The 16,493-nt window shown below is 63.3% G+C and carries 14 protein-coding genes, 1 tRNA gene and 1 other RNA gene; 15 read left to right on the top strand and 1 reads right to left on the bottom strand.

Annotation, left to right across the window (positions count from 1 at the left end; all coding sequences use genetic code 11):
* Nucleotides 1-340: 340 nt before the first annotated feature.
* From HGEM_RS08130 to HGEM_RS08165, 8 genes are all read left to right on the top strand, one after another.
* Nucleotides 341-1,600 carry an AlbA family DNA-binding domain-containing protein gene (locus tag HGEM_RS08130; protein ID WP_019128935.1) on the top strand — a complete coding sequence of 420 codons (1,260 nt, stop codon included), beginning with the start codon at nucleotides 341-343 and terminating at the stop codon, nucleotides 1,598-1,600.
* Nucleotides 1,601-1,813: 213 nt separating this feature from the next.
* Nucleotides 1,814-2,181: a transfer-messenger RNA gene (gene ssrA / locus HGEM_RS10080) on the top strand.
* Nucleotides 2,182-2,426: 245 nt separating this feature from the next.
* On the top strand, nucleotides 2,427-3,416 hold the full coding sequence (locus HGEM_RS08140) for a patatin-like phospholipase family protein (RefSeq protein WP_019128936.1): 990 nt from the start codon (nucleotides 2,427-2,429) through the stop codon (nucleotides 3,414-3,416).
* Between the two features lie 234 nt (nucleotides 3,417-3,650).
* Nucleotides 3,651-4,985 (top strand): H2O-forming NADH oxidase, encoded by a 1,335-nt coding sequence (nox, locus tag HGEM_RS08145; RefSeq protein ID WP_019128937.1) that lies wholly within the window; start codon nucleotides 3,651-3,653, stop codon nucleotides 4,983-4,985.
* 163 nt (nucleotides 4,986-5,148) lie between these two features.
* On the top strand, nucleotides 5,149-6,225 hold the full coding sequence (gene argC, locus HGEM_RS08150) for an N-acetyl-gamma-glutamyl-phosphate reductase (protein WP_019128938.1): 1,077 nt from the start codon (nucleotides 5,149-5,151) through the stop codon (nucleotides 6,223-6,225).
* 128 nt (nucleotides 6,226-6,353) lie between these two features.
* Nucleotides 6,354-7,619 (top strand): bifunctional glutamate N-acetyltransferase/amino-acid acetyltransferase ArgJ, encoded by a 1,266-nt coding sequence (gene argJ, locus HGEM_RS08155; protein WP_019128939.1) that lies wholly within the window; start codon nucleotides 6,354-6,356, stop codon nucleotides 7,617-7,619.
* A gap of 84 nt (nucleotides 7,620-7,703) precedes the next feature.
* The gene (gene argB / locus HGEM_RS08160) at nucleotides 7,704-8,675 is read left to right on the top strand and encodes an acetylglutamate kinase (RefSeq protein ID WP_019128940.1); all 972 of its coding nucleotides are present in this window, start codon (nucleotides 7,704-7,706) and stop codon (nucleotides 8,673-8,675) included.
* Nucleotides 8,676-8,713: 38 nt separating this feature from the next.
* Nucleotides 8,714-9,997, top strand: a complete 1,284-nt coding sequence (locus HGEM_RS08165; RefSeq protein WP_019128941.1) for an aminotransferase class III-fold pyridoxal phosphate-dependent enzyme — start codon at nucleotides 8,714-8,716, stop codon at nucleotides 9,995-9,997.
* Nucleotides 9,998-10,209: 212 nt separating this feature from the next.
* Here HGEM_RS08165 and HGEM_RS08170 read toward each other — a convergent pair.
* A tRNA-Val gene (locus HGEM_RS08170) sits at nucleotides 10,210-10,285 on the bottom strand.
* A 112-nt stretch (nucleotides 10,286-10,397) separates the two neighbouring features.
* On the opposite strand from HGEM_RS08170, the gene HGEM_RS08175 reads away from it, so the two are divergent.
* The 7 genes from HGEM_RS08175 to ispE all read left to right on the top strand — a co-directional run bounded on the left by HGEM_RS08175 (nucleotide 10,398) and on the right by ispE (nucleotide 16,463).
* Nucleotides 10,398-11,327 (top strand): HAD family hydrolase, encoded by a 930-nt coding sequence (locus tag HGEM_RS08175; RefSeq protein ID WP_019128942.1) that lies wholly within the window; start codon nucleotides 10,398-10,400, stop codon nucleotides 11,325-11,327.
* Nucleotides 11,327-12,232: a glutamate racemase gene (murI, locus tag HGEM_RS08180; RefSeq protein ID WP_019128943.1), complete on the top strand. Its 906-nt coding sequence runs from the start codon at nucleotides 11,327-11,329 to the stop codon at nucleotides 12,230-12,232. The genes HGEM_RS08175 and murI overlap by 1 nt, the downstream gene beginning before the upstream one ends.
* Before the next feature lie 250 nt (nucleotides 12,233-12,482).
* A complete protein-coding gene (gene rph / locus HGEM_RS08185) occupies nucleotides 12,483-13,223 on the top strand; it encodes a ribonuclease PH (RefSeq protein ID WP_022349681.1) in 741 nt (246 codons plus the stop codon).
* A gap of 337 nt (nucleotides 13,224-13,560) precedes the next feature.
* Complete coding sequence (rdgB, locus tag HGEM_RS08190; RefSeq protein ID WP_019128945.1) at nucleotides 13,561-14,298, top strand: RdgB/HAM1 family non-canonical purine NTP pyrophosphatase; 738 nt, start codon at nucleotides 13,561-13,563, stop codon at nucleotides 14,296-14,298.
* Nucleotides 14,295-14,741: a D-aminoacyl-tRNA deacylase gene (gene dtd, locus HGEM_RS08195; protein ID WP_019128946.1), complete on the top strand. Its 447-nt coding sequence runs from the start codon at nucleotides 14,295-14,297 to the stop codon at nucleotides 14,739-14,741. The genes rdgB and dtd overlap by 4 nt, the downstream gene beginning before the upstream one ends.
* Before the next feature lie 521 nt (nucleotides 14,742-15,262).
* The gene (locus HGEM_RS08200; RefSeq protein WP_019128947.1) at nucleotides 15,263-15,559 is read left to right on the top strand and encodes a Veg family protein; all 297 of its coding nucleotides are present in this window, start codon (nucleotides 15,263-15,265) and stop codon (nucleotides 15,557-15,559) included.
* Complete coding sequence (gene ispE / locus HGEM_RS08205) at nucleotides 15,549-16,463, top strand: 4-(cytidine 5'-diphospho)-2-C-methyl-D-erythritol kinase (protein ID WP_019128948.1); 915 nt, start codon at nucleotides 15,549-15,551, stop codon at nucleotides 16,461-16,463. Before HGEM_RS08200 ends, ispE begins: the two co-directional genes overlap by 11 nt.
* Nucleotides 16,464-16,493 lie beyond the last annotated feature (30 nt).

The following is a 16,493-nucleotide window of genomic DNA, read 5'->3' on the forward strand; positions in this document are numbered from 1 at the left end:
TTTTTGCTATGAAAAACGTGTACACGAGCGTCACGAAAAGCTCGAAATAAGGCATTTTTTGACGCTCGTGTACACGTTTTGCTCCGTGGGTCGCGGCCTGAGCGGCGCGGTGCAGAAGCCCCGTTGTCCTAAACCCCGTGCAGGCGATCATGATTGACGGCATGGAAGCCCCGCGCGGGCGACCATGAAAGCCGTCATGGTCGTATAAACCCACTGATTCGAGGCTCGAACATGTTGACGGCAGCTTCTTACGAGGCGAGCCGTTCCGCTGCCGTCCTTAGCACCCGCGCGTTTCATGGGTATAACGGTCGAAAGACTGACTGCGCAGGAGGCGGTGTGCATGACGTTCAGCCCGTTTACCGACGACCAAGGCAATCCCAAGGATTTGGCCAACGTGACGTTTGCCGACCTTGCTCAGCTCGCCGATATGGACGAAGGCTATGTGCTTGAGTTCAAGCAGTCGCTCACGGTGGGCGTGAAGCGCAAGATTCCTAAGATCATCGCGTCGTTTGCTAATTCACGGGGAGGGTGGCTGGTCATCGGCATCGCGGATGACGACCATGCCGTGTGCCCCGTTCCGCGCCTTTCGGCGGACTACGGCCAGCTTATCGGGGAGCTGTGCCGCAGGCACGTTTCTCCCGCCCCTCCCTTCGATGTGCGCTTCATCGCCGATCCCGATGCTCCCGACCAGGGGGTTGTCGTGGTGCGTGTAGATGAAGGGCGTTTTCCGCCCTATGTGGCCGATGGCGTGGTGGAGATTCGCGAGGGCTCGACGTCCGGGCCCGCCGCTGGTTCTGCGCTTGTGGAGCTCTACGACAAGGCGACGCGTCGTGCGGCGCAGATTACCGATTTCTGCCGCCGAACGGTCTACTTCTCGTCCGCGGTGCCGTTGTTCGATTTGTACCTCTTCCGAACGGGTTCCACGCGGGAAACCTCGTCGCGCGAGGTGATCAACGCCCGCGCCGATGCCATGCGCCGAGCTTTCGAGGCCCAGGGGTTCAGCTGCCATATCCAGCATGCGCACGATTCGCTCATCTTTCGTGCGTCGGTGGCGTTTGCGGACATGATGCCGCATTCGGCGATTGAGCTTTTCCCGGACGAGTCGATGAAGCTCACGGTGCCGGCGGTGCTTCTTGAGGGGAAGGAGCGCGAGGGCGCGCTTGCGGAGTTGGGCACGGCGTGTGGGCTTGCGGCTACGGACAAGATGGATGTGATGTCGGCGGCGAGTACGCTTGCGCGCGTGACGCGGATGGCTTCGGTGCTCGACCGTTATGTTCGCTATCGCGAGGCGCGTTGGCGCGAGTATGCGACGGCGTACGAACTCGAGAACATGGCAGGCGTGCTGCTTTGGTCCGATGAGCCGCTCTATATCGATTACGTTCGGAGCCATGGGCCGTTATTCTGCGGCACGACGGATTGCCGGAGCCGTGTGAGGTATCTCGATGACGGCGAGCACGACTCGTTCCGCGCGCGGCAGTTTGCTGGCAGCCACTTCTTTGAGGCGTGCGGCTTGCCGCTTGGTTCTCCCGACGATGACGATAACCGTCTGGTCGATGCTCTGCTGCGCACGGAGCGCGGAGCTCGCCGCGAACGTGCGTGACGCAGCGACGGGGTCGGCATGCGTGCTGCCCATGGGATTGAATTCGCCGCGGCAGGGGTATATGCGGGGCCCGTGCGTGGTACACTACAATACTCACCCGGACAACGCGTGCTTTGCGAGCTGCGTCCGGCGCGTTCTTTGACAGGTCGAGTGCGGTTGCTCGCATGCCGGCGCGGTGCGCCTCTGCGATGCGGCTTGCCCAGACCGTCCTTCGGGGGCGACTGGTTTCGACACGATAGCTCTGAGAGAGGAAGCAGGCCGTGGTCTCCTCGCCACGCTAAACAGGGGTACTGTCAAAATGAATTGACAAGAATTCTTCTTACGAGCCCCAGCTGGCTCTTGCTGCTTAATTAATTAGCGGCACGCCAAACCCGGGAATTCCCCGCCCCGGGCGCGGTGTCATGTTAGGGGAATGCTCCCGCGCACGTAATCGGTATGGCGCGGGCTAAGACTGAACCGGTTGGGATGCCGCGAGCGTGTCACTGCGCGCAACGCGTCCGAGATTAAACCAGTGACTGAGCCTGGAGATGCCGATCAGGGGGCTTTCGTGGACCGGAGTTCGATTCTCCGCGCCTCCACCAACTGTTACAGCAGGTAGATATCGCTATCTACCTGCTTTTTTGTTGTACGCAAAATACCTGACGGGGCTCCGTACCCCGGCAATTGGCTCCGTTCGAGCGGGCATATCCGCCCCGTCCGCTCGCGATGTGCGCCTCGTCGGGCCGATGTCTTTCTTCGCAGATTCGAGATGCGGGCGTATGTAGAGGCTAATGGGGTAGAAGAGCCTGAAGCACAGCGATGCATACGATACGAAAAGGGTGCGGACATGCAGCAGGATACACATGAGGTCGGACATCACGACAGCCCTTGGCAAGGCGGCGGAGCGAGCGCTGCCATGCCGGCTTCAAGCGACTTCGGTACCGGTGAAAACGCCGCCGGGCCGGGAGCGGGCAAATCGGCGGGTGCGGGCAAATGCGCGCTCATCCTCGAGGGCGGCAGCTTTCGCGGGCAGTTCACGGCGGGCGTGATCGATGTCATGCTCGAACAGGGCGTCGACCTTCCCGCCTGCTACGGTGTGTCTGCGGGCGCGCTGAACGGCCTGAACTACAAATCGCGTCAAATCGGGCGCGTCAACCGTATCAACCTCGCGTTCTGTGATGATCAACGCTACGTGGGGTCGCGCGCGCTTGCGGCGAACGGAAGCTTGATCGGGTACGACTTCCTGCTCTTCGATGTTCAGGACCGCATCGACCCGTTTGACAACGAGGCGTATCGCGCAAACCCCATGAAGCTATTCGCCACCGTCACGAACATCATGTTCGGTACGGCCGAGTACCCCGAGGTGCAAGACGCCTCGCTCGACATCGATGTGGTTCGCGCCTCAACCTCGCTTCCTCTGGTCACACAGCCCGTTGAGCTAAATGGCAGCCTCTACCTCGACGGCGGCGTGGCCGATTCCGTGCCTATCGAGCACGTGCTCGAGGAGGAGGGGTATGACCGCGCGATCGTGGTGCTCACCCAGCACCGAGGCTACCGCAAGTCTCCGTACGAGCTCATGCCCGCAGCACGCGCCCGCTATGCCGCCTATCCCTATCTGCTCGATGCCCTCTCCACACGCCATGAGCGCTACAACGAGCAGCGCGAGCATATCTGGGCTTACGAGCGCGAGGGGCGGGCTCTCGTGGTTGCGCCGCCTCACCCGGTAACGGTGGGGCACGTTGAGCGCGACGCGTCGAAGCTTCTCGAGCTCTACATAGCGGGAAGGCAAGAGGCTACGCGTATGCTTCGCCAGATCAAGGAGTTCGCAGAGCGATAAGGGAGCACGTTCAGCCATCCGTTGTCGGGCGCATGGGGCTTGTGGGCGCATGGGGCTCTCGTTCGGTGACGATCGAGGTGCTGCCACGCGCGCCGCCGCACGTCCTATTACCGAGTGCCTATGGGCCGTTTACAGAATTGATATTGTTTAAGCAGCATATTTTCGATATGGTCGAACTACCGAATAGCCTCGCACGTCCAAGTTGCGCTTACCAGCGCGAGAGAGGGGAATGAGATGAAGACCGTCATCGTTGGAGCCAACCACGCCGGAATCGCTGCCGCCAACACGCTGCTCGACACCTATCCCGATCAAGAAGTGGTGATGATCGACCGTAACACCAACTTGAGTTATCTCGGCTGCGGTACCGCGCTTTGGGTGGGCCGCCAGATCGATTCCGTCGACAAGCTCTTCTATACCAACAAGGACGCATTTGAGGCCAAGGGCGCCCAAGTTTTTATGGAGACCGAGGTCACGAGCATTGATTTCGACGCTCACCTGGTGAGCTGCCACCCGCGCACGGGTGCCGACTTTACGATCAAGTACGACAAGCTCGTGTTGGCAACTGGCTCGCTCCCGATTGCGCCCAAGCTGCCCGGCCACGACCTCGCGGGCATCAATTTCCTCAAGCTCTTCCAAGAGGGCCAGGAGGTTGATCGTCAGATTTCCGACGATTCCGTGGAAGACGTCGCGGTGGTGGGCGCTGGGTATATCGGCGTCGAGATCGCCGAGGCGGCCAAGCGTCGTGGCAAGAACGTGCGCATCTTCGACATTGCCCCCACGTCGCTTGCAAGCTACTACGATCCCGAGTTCGCCGCTCTCATGGACGAGCGCCTTGCCCAGGGTGGAATCGAGTGCCATTTTGGCGAGGCCGTCTGCGCTTACGTGGGGGACGAGACGGGGCATGTACGCTCCATTACCACCGAGCAGGGCAGCTTTCCTGCTGACCTCGTGGTGAACGCCATCGGTTTCATTCCGAACAACGCGCTCGGTCGCGACCATCTTGAGCTTTTTGACAACGGCGCCTATCTGGTCGACCGTCACCAGCAGACGAGCGATCCAGACGTCTACGCCATCGGCGATTGCGCGACCGTCTACTCGAACGCGTTGCACGCGACTACCTACATCGCGCTCGCCACCAATGCCGTGCGCTCGGGCATCGTTGCCGGTCACAACATCGGCGGCACGCCGCTCGAGTCCATCGGCGTGCAGGGCTCCAACGCGATCTCCGTTATGGGCCTGAACCTCTGCTCTACCGGCCTTTCGGTCCGTGCGGCCGAGAAGGCGGGGCTAGAGGTGCTCTATACCGATTTCGAAGACCTCCAGCGCCCTGCATTCATGCGCGAGAACGCGCAGGTCAAGATTCGCATCGTTTACGAGCGTGGTAGCCGCCGCGTGGTGGGAGCGCAGCTCGCCTCCGAATACGACGTCTCGATGGCCATTCACCTGTTCTCGCTCGCCATCGAGGAGGGCGTGACCATCGACAAGCTCAAGCTGCTCGATATCTTCTTCCTGCCGCATTTCAACCAGCCGTACAACTACATCACCATGGCGGCGCTCGGCGCGGAATAGCGTTGCCGCGACGGCGCCCCGCGCTTCCATCTGCGGCGCTGCCAGAAGGTTTCAAGGGGGTTAACGGATAACTCCGCACGCTCAATCGTGATACTCTTTCATGCTATTGCATAAGAAAGATTTTCGAATGCAGTATTCTGCATGATTTGATTGCGGGGGAGTTATGGCGTACACGGTGGGCATCGTCGGAGCGGCAGGGTATGCGGGCGTGGAGCTTGCGCGCATCCTGCTCGGGCACCCGGATTTCGAGCTTCGGGCGATTACGTCCAATGCCGATGCAGGGCAGGCGCTCGGTAGCGTCTACCCTGCGTTTGCCGGGGTAGAAGGCGCCGGCGACCTCGTCTTCTCCACGCACGACGACCCCGTGCTCACCACATGCGATGCGGTGTTCCTCGCCGTTCCCCATACGGCTGCGCTCGCTGCGGCACCGGGGCTTCTGGATGCTGGCGTGACGGTGATCGACCTCTCGGCAGATTATCGCCTGAGCGATCCTGGGACCTACGAGCGCTGGTACGGCGTCTCCCACACCTCGCCCGAGCTTCTGCAGGACCGTGCCTTCGGCCTTCCTGAGCTCTTTGCCGAAGACCTCGATCGCGCGGCGGAGCGCCATGCAGCGGGCGCGCCCGCGCTCGTGGCGTGCGCGGGATGCTTTCCCACGGCAACATCGCTTGCCGCCGCACCTGCGGTGCGCATGGGCTGGGTTGCGGAAGGCGGCCCTGTGGTGGTCGATGCCATCTCGGGTGTCACGGGTGCGGGCAAGTCGGCGAACGCGCGCACGCACTACTGCAGCGCCGACGAGAACGTCGAGGCCTACAACGTATGCCGCCACCGCCATACGCCCGAGATCGAGCAGATTCTCGGCCTGGCAGGGCGTGTGGTCTTCACGCCGCATCTGGCACCGCTCAAGCGCGGCCTGCTCTCCACCGTCACCTTGCCGCTCGCGCCGTCTGCTGCGAGCCTCACCGCCGAGGAGGCCGTGAGCGCTTATCGCAGCTTCTATGAGGGGCGGCCCTTCGTTCGCGTGCTCGACGCCGGCCAGGTGCCCAAGACATCGTCGGTGGCGGGCAGCAACGCATGCCAGATCGGTCTGGCGGTGAACCACGAGGCGTCGGCGCTCATCGCTATCGGCGCGATCGACAATCTCTGCAAGGGCGCTGCGGGCCAGGCGGTCCAGTGCGCCAACATCGTCTTCGGGCTCGACGAGCGACGAGGCCTTCCTTTGGTTGCGCTGCCGGTGTAGCAGGCACGCTGCCGGTGCAAGTAGCAGGCGTGCCGTCGGCGCAAAGGGCGCGGTTTCCGTCGTTGCCCCTGGTGCCGCGGCTCGGTACACTGTGACGAAGTAGAAGCTGGACCAAAAGGGATGGACCTATGAATATCGATGAGTTTGATGCGAGGATTCGCGCCGTGCCCAACGGAGGGGTTACGAGCGCTTTGGGATTCACGGCGGCGGGCGTGCACGCGGGCTTCCGCAAGGATCCCAAGCGCCTCGACATGGCGCTCCTCGTTGCCGACGAGGTGTGCCCGGTCGCGGGCACCTTCACCCAGAACCGCTTTTGCGCTGCCCCGGTTACGGTGAGCCGTGCCCATCTGGGCGGCGTGGGCTACGGCATGGCTCGCGGCGTCGTGGTGAACTCAGGCAACGCCAACGCGGCGACGGGAGGAGCCGGCATCGCTGCCGCTCACGAGACCTGCGACATCGCTTCCCAGGTGCTGGGCTGCGAGCCCGAGCAGGTGCTCGTGTCGTCTACGGGTGTCATCGGACAGATTCTCGACATCGAACCCTTTGAAGAGGGTATTCCCGCTGCTGCCGATGCGCTCTCCCGCGCGGGCGGCTCCGATGCGGCCCTTGCGATCATGACGACCGACACGCACCCCAAGGAGTACGCCGTCACCTACGAGAGCCAGGCTGCGGGCTATTTGGGCAGCACGTTCACGGTGGGTGGCTGCTGCAAGGGCTCGGGCATGATCATGCCCAACATGGCAACCATGATCGCGCTCATCACCACCGATGCTCCCGTGCGGCCGGAAACCCTTCACGGCTTGCTGCGCTCCGCCGTGGACCAGACGTTCAACAGGGTGACGGTCGATTCCGACACCTCGACGAACGATACGTGCATCATGTTCGCCTCGGGCAAGGCTGCGCCGATGCTCGATCCCATCGACGAGGGCAGCGATGCCTACCAAGAGCTCGAGCGCGCCATCTATGTGGTGTGCGAGGCGCTCGCCCGTGGCATCGCCGCCGATGGCGAGGGGTCTACGAAGCTCGTGACCGTTACGGTTTCGGGCGCCGCTACGCCGCAGGATGCCGATACCGCTGCCCGCGCGGTCGCGAACTCGCCGCTCGTGAAGACCGCCGTGGCCGGCCACGACTGCAACTGGGGCCGCGTGGCGGCTGCGCTCGGTAAGTGCGGCGTGGCCTTCAACCAGGAGGACGTCGATATCGACATCATGGACATCCCCGTGTGCCGGGGCGGTCTCACGGTGCCGTTCGATGAGGACGAGGCGCTGCGCCGGTTCGAGGCGCCGGAGATCGTCATCGCGGCGGATCTTGGCGCGGGCGATGCCCAAGCCACGGTCTGGACCTGCGATTTCACGCACGACTACATTTCGATCAACGCCGACTACCGTTCGTGAACCGGTCATTTTGGGACGGGGTTGTTTTGACCCACCGCGGGCCGGTGATCGGACCGGGCCCCGCAGGCGTATGGGAGGATGAGCATGAAGTACGCACGCGATGCCAAGCCGTCGCTCAATAGCGACCAGACCGCCCAGCTGCTCTTCGAGGCGCTGCCGTGGATCAAGAGCCTCACCGGCCGCACGGTCGTGATCAAATACGGCGGCGCTGCCATGGTCGATGCCAAGCTGCGCTCGGATGTGATGAGCGACATCTTGCTGCTCAAGATCATCGGCGCGCGCATCGTGATCGTTCACGGCGGCGGCGCAGCCATCAACGAGGCGCTCAAGCACTACGACCTTCCCGTGGAGTTCAAGGATGGCCAGCGCGTGACCACGCCGGAAGCGATGGAGATCGTGCGCGAGGTTCTTGTGGGCAAGGTGAACCAGGAGCTCGTGGCAGCCATCAACCAGCATGGCAACGTCGCGGTGGGCGTTTCGGGGAGCGATGCGGGTACGATCGTTGCCGAGCAGCTCGATCCCGGCCTGGGCCGCGTGGGGCGTGTTACGCGCGTCAACGCCGACTACCTCGAGAGCCTCATGGATAACGACTATATCCCGGTGGTCGCGACCGTTGCGCAGGGGGAGGACGGCGGCTTCTTCAACATCAACGCCGACGTTGCGGCGGGGGCCGTCGCTAAGGCCGTGCACGCGCACAAGATCATCTACCTCACGGATGTCGACGGCCTCTACGAGGATTTCTCTGATAAGACCTCGCTCATCTCGAACCTCACGCTCGAGGAGACCGAGGCGCTGCTCGCGCGCGGCGACATCGACAAGGGCATGATTCCCAAGCTGCAATCGTGCGTGGGAGCGCTGCGCGGCGGGGTGTTCCGTGCGCATATCATCAACGGCACCACGCCGCATTCGCTGCTGCTCGAGCTCCTGACCGACACCGGCTTGGGCACCGTGATGCATTCCACGATGGAGTCGTACGAGCAGGACCGGCATCCCCACCCGCTCGGCGTATTCGCGTCGCGCTTGGCAGAGACGGATGAGGACGCCGAGTCGCGCTAGGCGGAGAGATATACCAGACAATGGAGAGGAAGAAGACGATGACATTCGATCAAGAGCGCGCGCTCGATAACGAGTTCGTGATGCATACATACGGCAGGAGCCAGGTGGAGTTCGTGGAAGGCTCCGGCATGACACTCAAGGACGCCGAGGGCCGCGAATACCTCGACTTCCTGGCGGGTATCGGGGTATGCTGCCTGGGCCATGGGCATCCGGCGGTGGTCGGCGCGGTTGAGCGCCAGGCCACAGAGCTCATGCACGTATCGAATTACTTCTACATCGAGCATCGCGGCGAGGTCGCGGCGCTGCTTTCCAAGCTTGCTAACGACGATCTTGCGGGCGCCGGTGTGCTTGCCCGTGCTATCGCCGAGGGCGATGCCGAGGCCGTGCGTGCCGCTGCTGCCCCGCAAGAGGGCGAGCAGGTTTGGAAAACCTTCTTCTCCAACTCGGGAGCCGAGGCCAACGAGTGCTCCATGAAGCTCGCGCGCCTGTATGCCAAGCGGTGCGGCAACGGTGGGAACACGATCGTGTGCCTGCGCGGCGGCTTCCACGGCCGTACGCTCGAGACGCTTGCCGCCACCATGCAAAATCGCCTGCAGGACACCTTCCGTCCGCTCCCGGGCGGGTTCGTGGCGTGCACGCCCAACGACATCGATGAGCTGCGCGAGGTTTTTGCCCAGCTTGAAGGCGAGATCTGCGCCGTCATGCTCGAGCCCATTCAGGGCGAAAGCGGCGTGCACCCGCTCGATGCGGCATTCGTCCAAGAGGCGGCGCGCCTTGTGCACGAGGTGGGCGGCGTGCTCATCTCCGACGAGGTCCAGGCGGGTGTGTTCCGCACGGGGAAGCCGTTCGCAATCCAGCACGCGGACGTGGTGCCGGATATCATGAGCCTGGCGAAGGGCATCGCGGGCGGTGTGCCGGCTGGCGCATGCGTGGCGCGCGCGGAGGTGGCGGACGCCTTCAAGCCGGGAGATCACGGCTCGACCTTCGGCGGGAGCTGTCTTGCCGTGGCCGCTGCCGAGTCTACGCTCTGCGAGCTCGTAATTGGTGGGTATGCTGGCAAGGCGGCCGAGGTTGGCGCCTATATGGCCGAGCAACTCGCGAAGGTGCCGCACGTGGTCGAGGTGCGCGGCGCGGGCCTCATGCTCGGCTGCGATTTGGATGAGGGTGCGGGGGATGCGCACGACGTGGTGACCGCCGCTCTCGAAGCGGGCGCGGTTATCAACGCGACGGGCGCCCACACCCTTCGCTTCCTGCCGCCGCTTATCTGCACGAAGGAGGATGTGGACGAGCTCGCCCAGATCCTCACCTCCGTTTTGAGCTAGCAAGCCTTTGGGCTAGCAAGCTTCCAGAAGGGCGCAGCCGGCTAAGCCTGTTGCGCCCTTTTTGGATCGCTGCGGCGGCTTTGCCGCCTTGCGTCGCGTGCTGGCAAAGACGCTCGCGCGCTTTGCGCAGCTCGCGACCCTGCGGGTTCGAATCCCTCTGTGATGGGCGTGAAAATGAAAAGACCCCGCGTGTGCAGGGTCAACAAGAACTATGGTGGGCGATGAGGGATTCGAACCCCCAGCCTTGTGCGTGTAAAGCACCTGCGCTAACCGTTGCGCCAATCGCCCGTGGAGTCTGAGTATAGCCGAATTCGCTCGCTGACGGCAACGGGACATATCTTATGATAGGGACAAACCGCAATTGCATTTGCGCGCAAGCCACGATCAAAGCGGAGGATGCATGCCGATTACCTATCTGCCCGAGGCTCTCAACGGCGAAAAGACCGATGAGGCCCTGCGCGAGCGCCTTGCTCGCGTGCGCTATGTGTTCACGGATCTTGACGGCACGATGATGGGGCCTGGCTCCACGGTGCTCGCAAACGCAGCGGGCGAGCTAAGCTGCGCCTTCGTGGAGACGCTCATCGCGCTCAAACAGGCGGGCATCGAGGTCATCCCGTGCTCAGGCCGGAACCGCTCCATGCTGCACGAGGATTCGCGCGTGCTTGGCCTCACCTCGTACATCGGTGAGATGGGCGGCATCATCATGATCGATCGCCCGCATGATACCTGGGAGTACTTCACGGCGGAGATGGACTACGACCCTTCCTGCGGCCTCACGCCGCATGAGGTTATCGAGCAGACCGGGCTTTGCGACCAGTTCATCTCGCGCTGGCCGGGGCTCATCGAATTCCATAACGACATGTCGAACGGCTATAAGCATCGCGAGGTTACCATCGGCCTGCGCGGCGAGGTGCCAGACGAGGAGGCGATCGCGCTGCTCGACGCCTCGGGCATGGCGCTCGACTGGGGCGACAACGGTTTTCTCAACTACATCTCAGCGCCCACAACGCTCCATCTGCCTGAAGGGGTGCGCGGCCGTGCGTTCAACATCATGCCGAAGGGCTTGGGCAAGGGGCGTGCCATCGAGCGCTTCTGCGAGCTTCGCGGTATCGACCGCGCCGAGACGCTCGCTATCGGCGATTCGTCGTCCGATTTCCTCATGGCAGACGCCGTGGCGCAGTTCATCATGGTAGAGAATGCGCTGGCCGACCCGCACGCCGATGCTCTCCTCGAGAAGCACCCCGAGACCGTGGTGGCACGCGGACGCATCGTTGATGGCTGGGTGAACGCCATGCGCTGCCTGTTGGAGGCGCAGGGGAGGCGGATGTGATGGATGACCGCTGCGTCAGCCCCCTCGCCTACGATAACCGCCCGATTGGCGTTTTCGACTCGGGCTTGGGCGGGCTCACCGTTGCGCGCTCGATTGCGACGTCGCTCTCCCACGAATCGATTTACTACGTGGGCGATACGAAGCGCTGCCCCTATGGACCGCGCTCGGAGAACGAGGTGCGTACCTTCGCCCTGCAAGCGGGGCGCTGGCTCGAGGCACATGATGTCAAGATCATCGTGATCGCTTGCAATACCGCGACCGCGGCGGCGCTCACCGTGGCGCAGCAGACGCTCGACGTTCCCGTAATCGGCGTGATTGCTCCGGGCGCGCGGGCGGCTATCAACACGACGCGCACGCGGAAGGTGGGCGTGCTCGCCACGGAGCTCACGGTGCGGTCGGGCGCATACACGCGAGCCATCCAGAGTCTCGATGCGGGCGTGGACGTATACGGGTGCCCCGCTCCAAGCTTCGTGAACATCGTCGAGCGCGAGCTGGCCACGGGCGCGCATCTGCAGGAGCGTTGGCTCGAAGACGGCGACATCTTCGATACCCCCGAGATTCGTTTCGAGGTAGCGAGGACGCTCTCGCCGATCGCCGATACCGAGGTGGACACCGTGGTGCTCGGCTGCACGCATTTTCCGCTGCTTGCAGGGCCCATCCGCCATGCGCTTGGCACGGGCGTGCGGGTGGTGTCGTCTGCGGAGGAGACCACGCGCGAGCTCAAAGACATCCTGCACCGCCGCGGGCAGCTTGCCGCGGCCGATGTGGAGCCTCAACACCGGTTTGCAACAACCTCGGATAACATTGCCGAGTTCGCGGCAGCGGGAAGCTTTATCTTCGGGCAACCGCTCAAGAGCATCGTGCATGTAGACCTTGGCGAGCTTGAGGAGATGTACCGCCGCTAGGCCTTGGGGCCCCGCCTGCTGTGGGGTCTGCCGCTAGGCCTTGTGGCCCGCCCGCTGTGGGGTCTGCCGTGAGGCTGCGGGGCCCGCGGGCCCCGGGGCGACCTGCCGCTGGGCTGCGGGGATGATCAGCAGGGCGCAGGGACGGTCGGCCGCTCGGCAGCGGGCGGCTTGCCGCCAGCCCGCAAAACCTGTCATACGGGAGCCGGCATGGCCGGTTCTTGCCATAGTGAGATACGATGGGGAGGAAACCTTGGATTATATGGAAATCGATCGCGCAAACGGCCGCGCGATGGACGAGATGCGCGAAGTTGCGCTTACCCGCGAGGTGCTCAAGCATGCGCTGGGGTCGTGCCTCGTGGAGTTCGGCGATACCCGTGTGCTTTGCGCGGCGACGATCGAGGAGGGCGTGCCCGGTTGGCGCCGTGCGAGCCGCGCCGGGTGGGTTACGGCGGAGTACGCGATGCTTCCCGCCTCGACGGGCCGGCGTGTGCCGCGCGAGCGGGCGAGCCGCAAGGGCCGCTCGATGGAGATCGAGCGTCTCATTGGCCGAAGCTTGCGCACCGTTACCAACCTCCGCGCCCTCGGCGAGTATACGGTTACGGTGGACTGCGATGTAATTCAGGCAGACGGCGGCACGCGTACCGCGGCGGTGACCGGCGCTTGGGTGGCGCTGCACGATGCCCTCATGGCGTGGGTCGAGGCTGGAAAGATCGCGCGTCTGCCGCTTACGGGCCAGGTAGCCGCGGTTTCGATGGGCGTAGTTGATGGCTGCGAGCTGCTCGACCTCGATTACCGTGAGGACTCTCGTGCTGAGGTGGACATGAACCTCGTGGCGACCGACACGGGAGAGATCGTCGAGATTCAGGGCACGGGCGAGCGCACGCCATTCGATCGGGCGCGGCTCGGAAGGCTGCTCGATCTGGGCGATAAGGGCATCGAGAAGTTGATCGGGCTCCAGAACCAGGTTACGGCGTTTCGGGACGAGGACTAGCTGAGAGTGCTCCTAGGGAGTCCCTTATGTGCAATCAGAAGTTTCCGCGCAAACGTCCTCGCCGCTTCGCGGCTGTGGAATGTTTGCTTGGGAAACACCGATTGCCCTTCTAGGGCCGCCGCATATCGTCCCGCGCGCAGTTTCGCAGGAGCATCGGCTTTGCCGATGCGACGAGAATGTTTGAGCACGGGATGATATGCGGCGGACCGTTCCGTAGGATGTTCGATAACGTTTGCCGCGGCGAGGACGTTTGCGTGGAACCATGCGGGTCCTCCGGCAGGTGCGGTTCGTAGGCAAGCGGTTTTATCGCAGCGCGATAGGAGAGGAAGAAGTTCTCATGGCGTTAGAAAAGATTGATGCGGCTGTGCTCGATCCGGCGCGGACGGTGGTCGTTGCCACGGGGAATGCGCATAAGCTCGTCGAGATCGAGGAAATCTTGGGGCGCGCGCTTCCGGAAATGACGTTCGTAGCTCTTTCTCAGCTCGGGGATTTCGAGGACCCGGAGGAAACGGGCACCACCTTTGCGGAGAACGCAATCATCAAGGCGGAGGCGGCCGTGGCGGCAACGGGCCTCACGGCAGTTGCAGACGATTCTGGCCTCATGGTCGATGCGCTTGGCGGTGAACCAGGCGTCTATTCGGCGCGCTACGCCGGTGTGCACGGCGACGATGCCGCCAACAATGCCAAGCTTCTGGCCAAGCTAGAGGGGGTTGAGGATGCTGCGCGCACGGCGCGCTTCGTGAGCTCGATTGCCTTCATTGAGCCCGACGGTCTCGTCACCATGGGCGAGGGTACCTGCGAGGGCGTGGTGGGCCATGCCGAGCGCGGCACGCACGGGTTTGGCTATGACCCGCTCTTCCTGCCCGATGACACGCCGGGTAAGACCATGGCCGAGCTCACGCCGGAGGAGAAAAACGCCATCAGCCACCGCTTCCATGCGCTCGAAGACCTGTGCGCCAAGCTCAGCGCCCGGCGCGATGCCTCTGCGCTGGCGGATGAGGGAGCCGCCGCTCCGGTCGAGGATGCCGAGCGCGTCTCCTTGCAGGTTGCTACCCCGGAGGAGGGCATGCAATGAGGGCGGTCGTTCAGCGCGTTACACGGGCGAGCGTCACCATCGACGGCGAGGTAACCGGCAGTATCGGCCAAGGGTACCTCGTCCTTCTTGGCGTTGGTGCCGACGACACGCGCGCGGAGGCAGACCGTCTCTGGAAGAAACTTTTCGGTCTGCGCATTATGGAAGACGAGGATGGCAAAACCAACCGTTCCATTGACGATGTAGGTGGCGAGGTGCTCGTGGTGTCGCAGTTCACGCTCTTTGCGGATTGCCGCCGCGGGCGCCGGCCCTCGTTCACCGCCGCGGGCGACCCAGCGCACGCAAACGAGCTCTACGAGTACTTCGTGCAGCTGGCACGTCAAGATGTCTCGCGCGTTGCCACGGGAACGTTTGGCGCGAACATGCAGGTGGAGCTTGTAAACGACGGGCCCTTCACCATCGTGCTCGACACCGATGCGCTGTAGCGTCCTCCTGTTTGGCACCGATGCGCTGTAGTGCGCCCTGCTAGGCTGCGTGCGCTCGCTCTGGGCGTGACGCTGCTCTCTCCGCCCCGCGAACATGCACTCATTCATCTCAGCAGCCCTAGTAGCCCAGCGATATATCTGGCTCGTTCCAAAAAGGTGTACACGAGCGTCAAAAAAAGTTTGAAATGAGGCTTTTTGCGACGCTCATGTACACCTTTCCCGGCGCGGCCGGGTTGGTGCGGCGGATCATGCGCGTCGAGGGCTTGAGAAGTGCCCTCCCTGCCTGGAGTTGCACACCTTCACGGTGCCGCCGCCAACCCGACGCTGCCCCCTTCACGGTGCCGCCGCCAACTCGGTGCTGCCATCTGCGTGGTGCGGCCGGGCGCGGGCGAGCCGTCAACCGGTATGTGACGTTCCTGTACCGGGGGTTTTAGCAAGCTTTTCACGCTGCTATACTGAATCAGTTTTGACTAACTTGGGAGTACTGTGCCAATTTTCGGCGCATTACGGGAGGCATAGTAATGGACGAGCTCGAGGTCAACCACGTCGACGAAATCAAGGACAAGCTCGCACAGATGGTGGGCGAGCGCGTGAAGGTCAAGGCCAACATGGGGCGCACCCGCGTTATCGAGCGCATGGGCACGGTCAAGACCGTTCACCCCGCTGTGTTCATCGTCGAGGTGAACGAGCGTCGTGGCCGCACCTCGCGCCAGAGCTACCAGTACGTCGACGTGCTCACCGGTACGGTCGAGCTCTTCGACCCGGAATCGGGGGAGCATATCTTCACGCCGCTCGGTAACCAGTCCGATGAGCACTAGCGCGTCCGATGCATCCAAAGGGGCGCTTGTCGTTACCGCGCCCGCGAAGATTAACCTGTACCTCGGTGTTCACACGCAGCGAGATGACCGGGGCTATCATTGCGTTGATTCGGTCATGGCAGCGACGAGCCTAGCAGATGTTGTGACGCTTGCGCCGGCAGAGCGCCTTACGGTGCGCACCGTTCCCGAGGCAGATTTTCCCATGGAGCATAACACCGCCTACCGGGCGGCTTGTGCCTTGGGAGAGGCGTTTGGGCGAGAGCCATCGTTTGAGATTGTGATCGAGAAGCATATTCCGCTGCGTGCGGGGTTGGGCGGCCCATCATCAGATGCCGCGGCGACGCTCATGGGCCTCTGCCATGCATGGGGCATCAACCCGAGGGATGAGCGTGTCGATGCCATCGCTCGCTCCATTGGCGCCGATGTTCCCTTTTTCCTGTACGGGGCGCTCGCTTATTGCGATGGTGCGGGAGACCGCCTGCGCGAGGCGTTTGAGCCGCTTGCGGGCGCGCCTATCGTGCTCGTGAAGCCCGTCTGCGCCGGTGTGACGGCCCGCGAGGCCTACGAGGTGTTCGACCAAGACCCGCCCGCCGCCGCCCCGCTCGAGCCGCTGCTCGAGGTCCTGCGGGCGCACGATGCCGCCGAGGTTCCGGCACACATAGCGAATAACCTTGCTCCCGCGGCATGCGCGATCGCTCCCGAGATCGCAGGCGTTGTCTCGTGGCTGCGTGGCCAGGATGGGGTGCTTGCCGCCCAGGTGACTGGTTCCGGCGCCTGCTCGTTCGCGCTCTGCGAGAGTAGGGAGGCCGCTGAGCACATCGCGTGCGACGCTGATTCGAAGTGCGGATGGTGGTCATGCGCAGCAACGATGGAGAAGTCCGGACTCTCTTTGCAAGTTTGCTAGCATTGTGGCGCGCGTTCTGCTAACATACCT

Source organism: Enorma massiliensis phI (genome assembly GCF_000311845.1).
Taxonomy (GTDB): domain Bacteria; phylum Actinomycetota; class Coriobacteriia; order Coriobacteriales; family Coriobacteriaceae; genus Enorma; species Enorma massiliensis.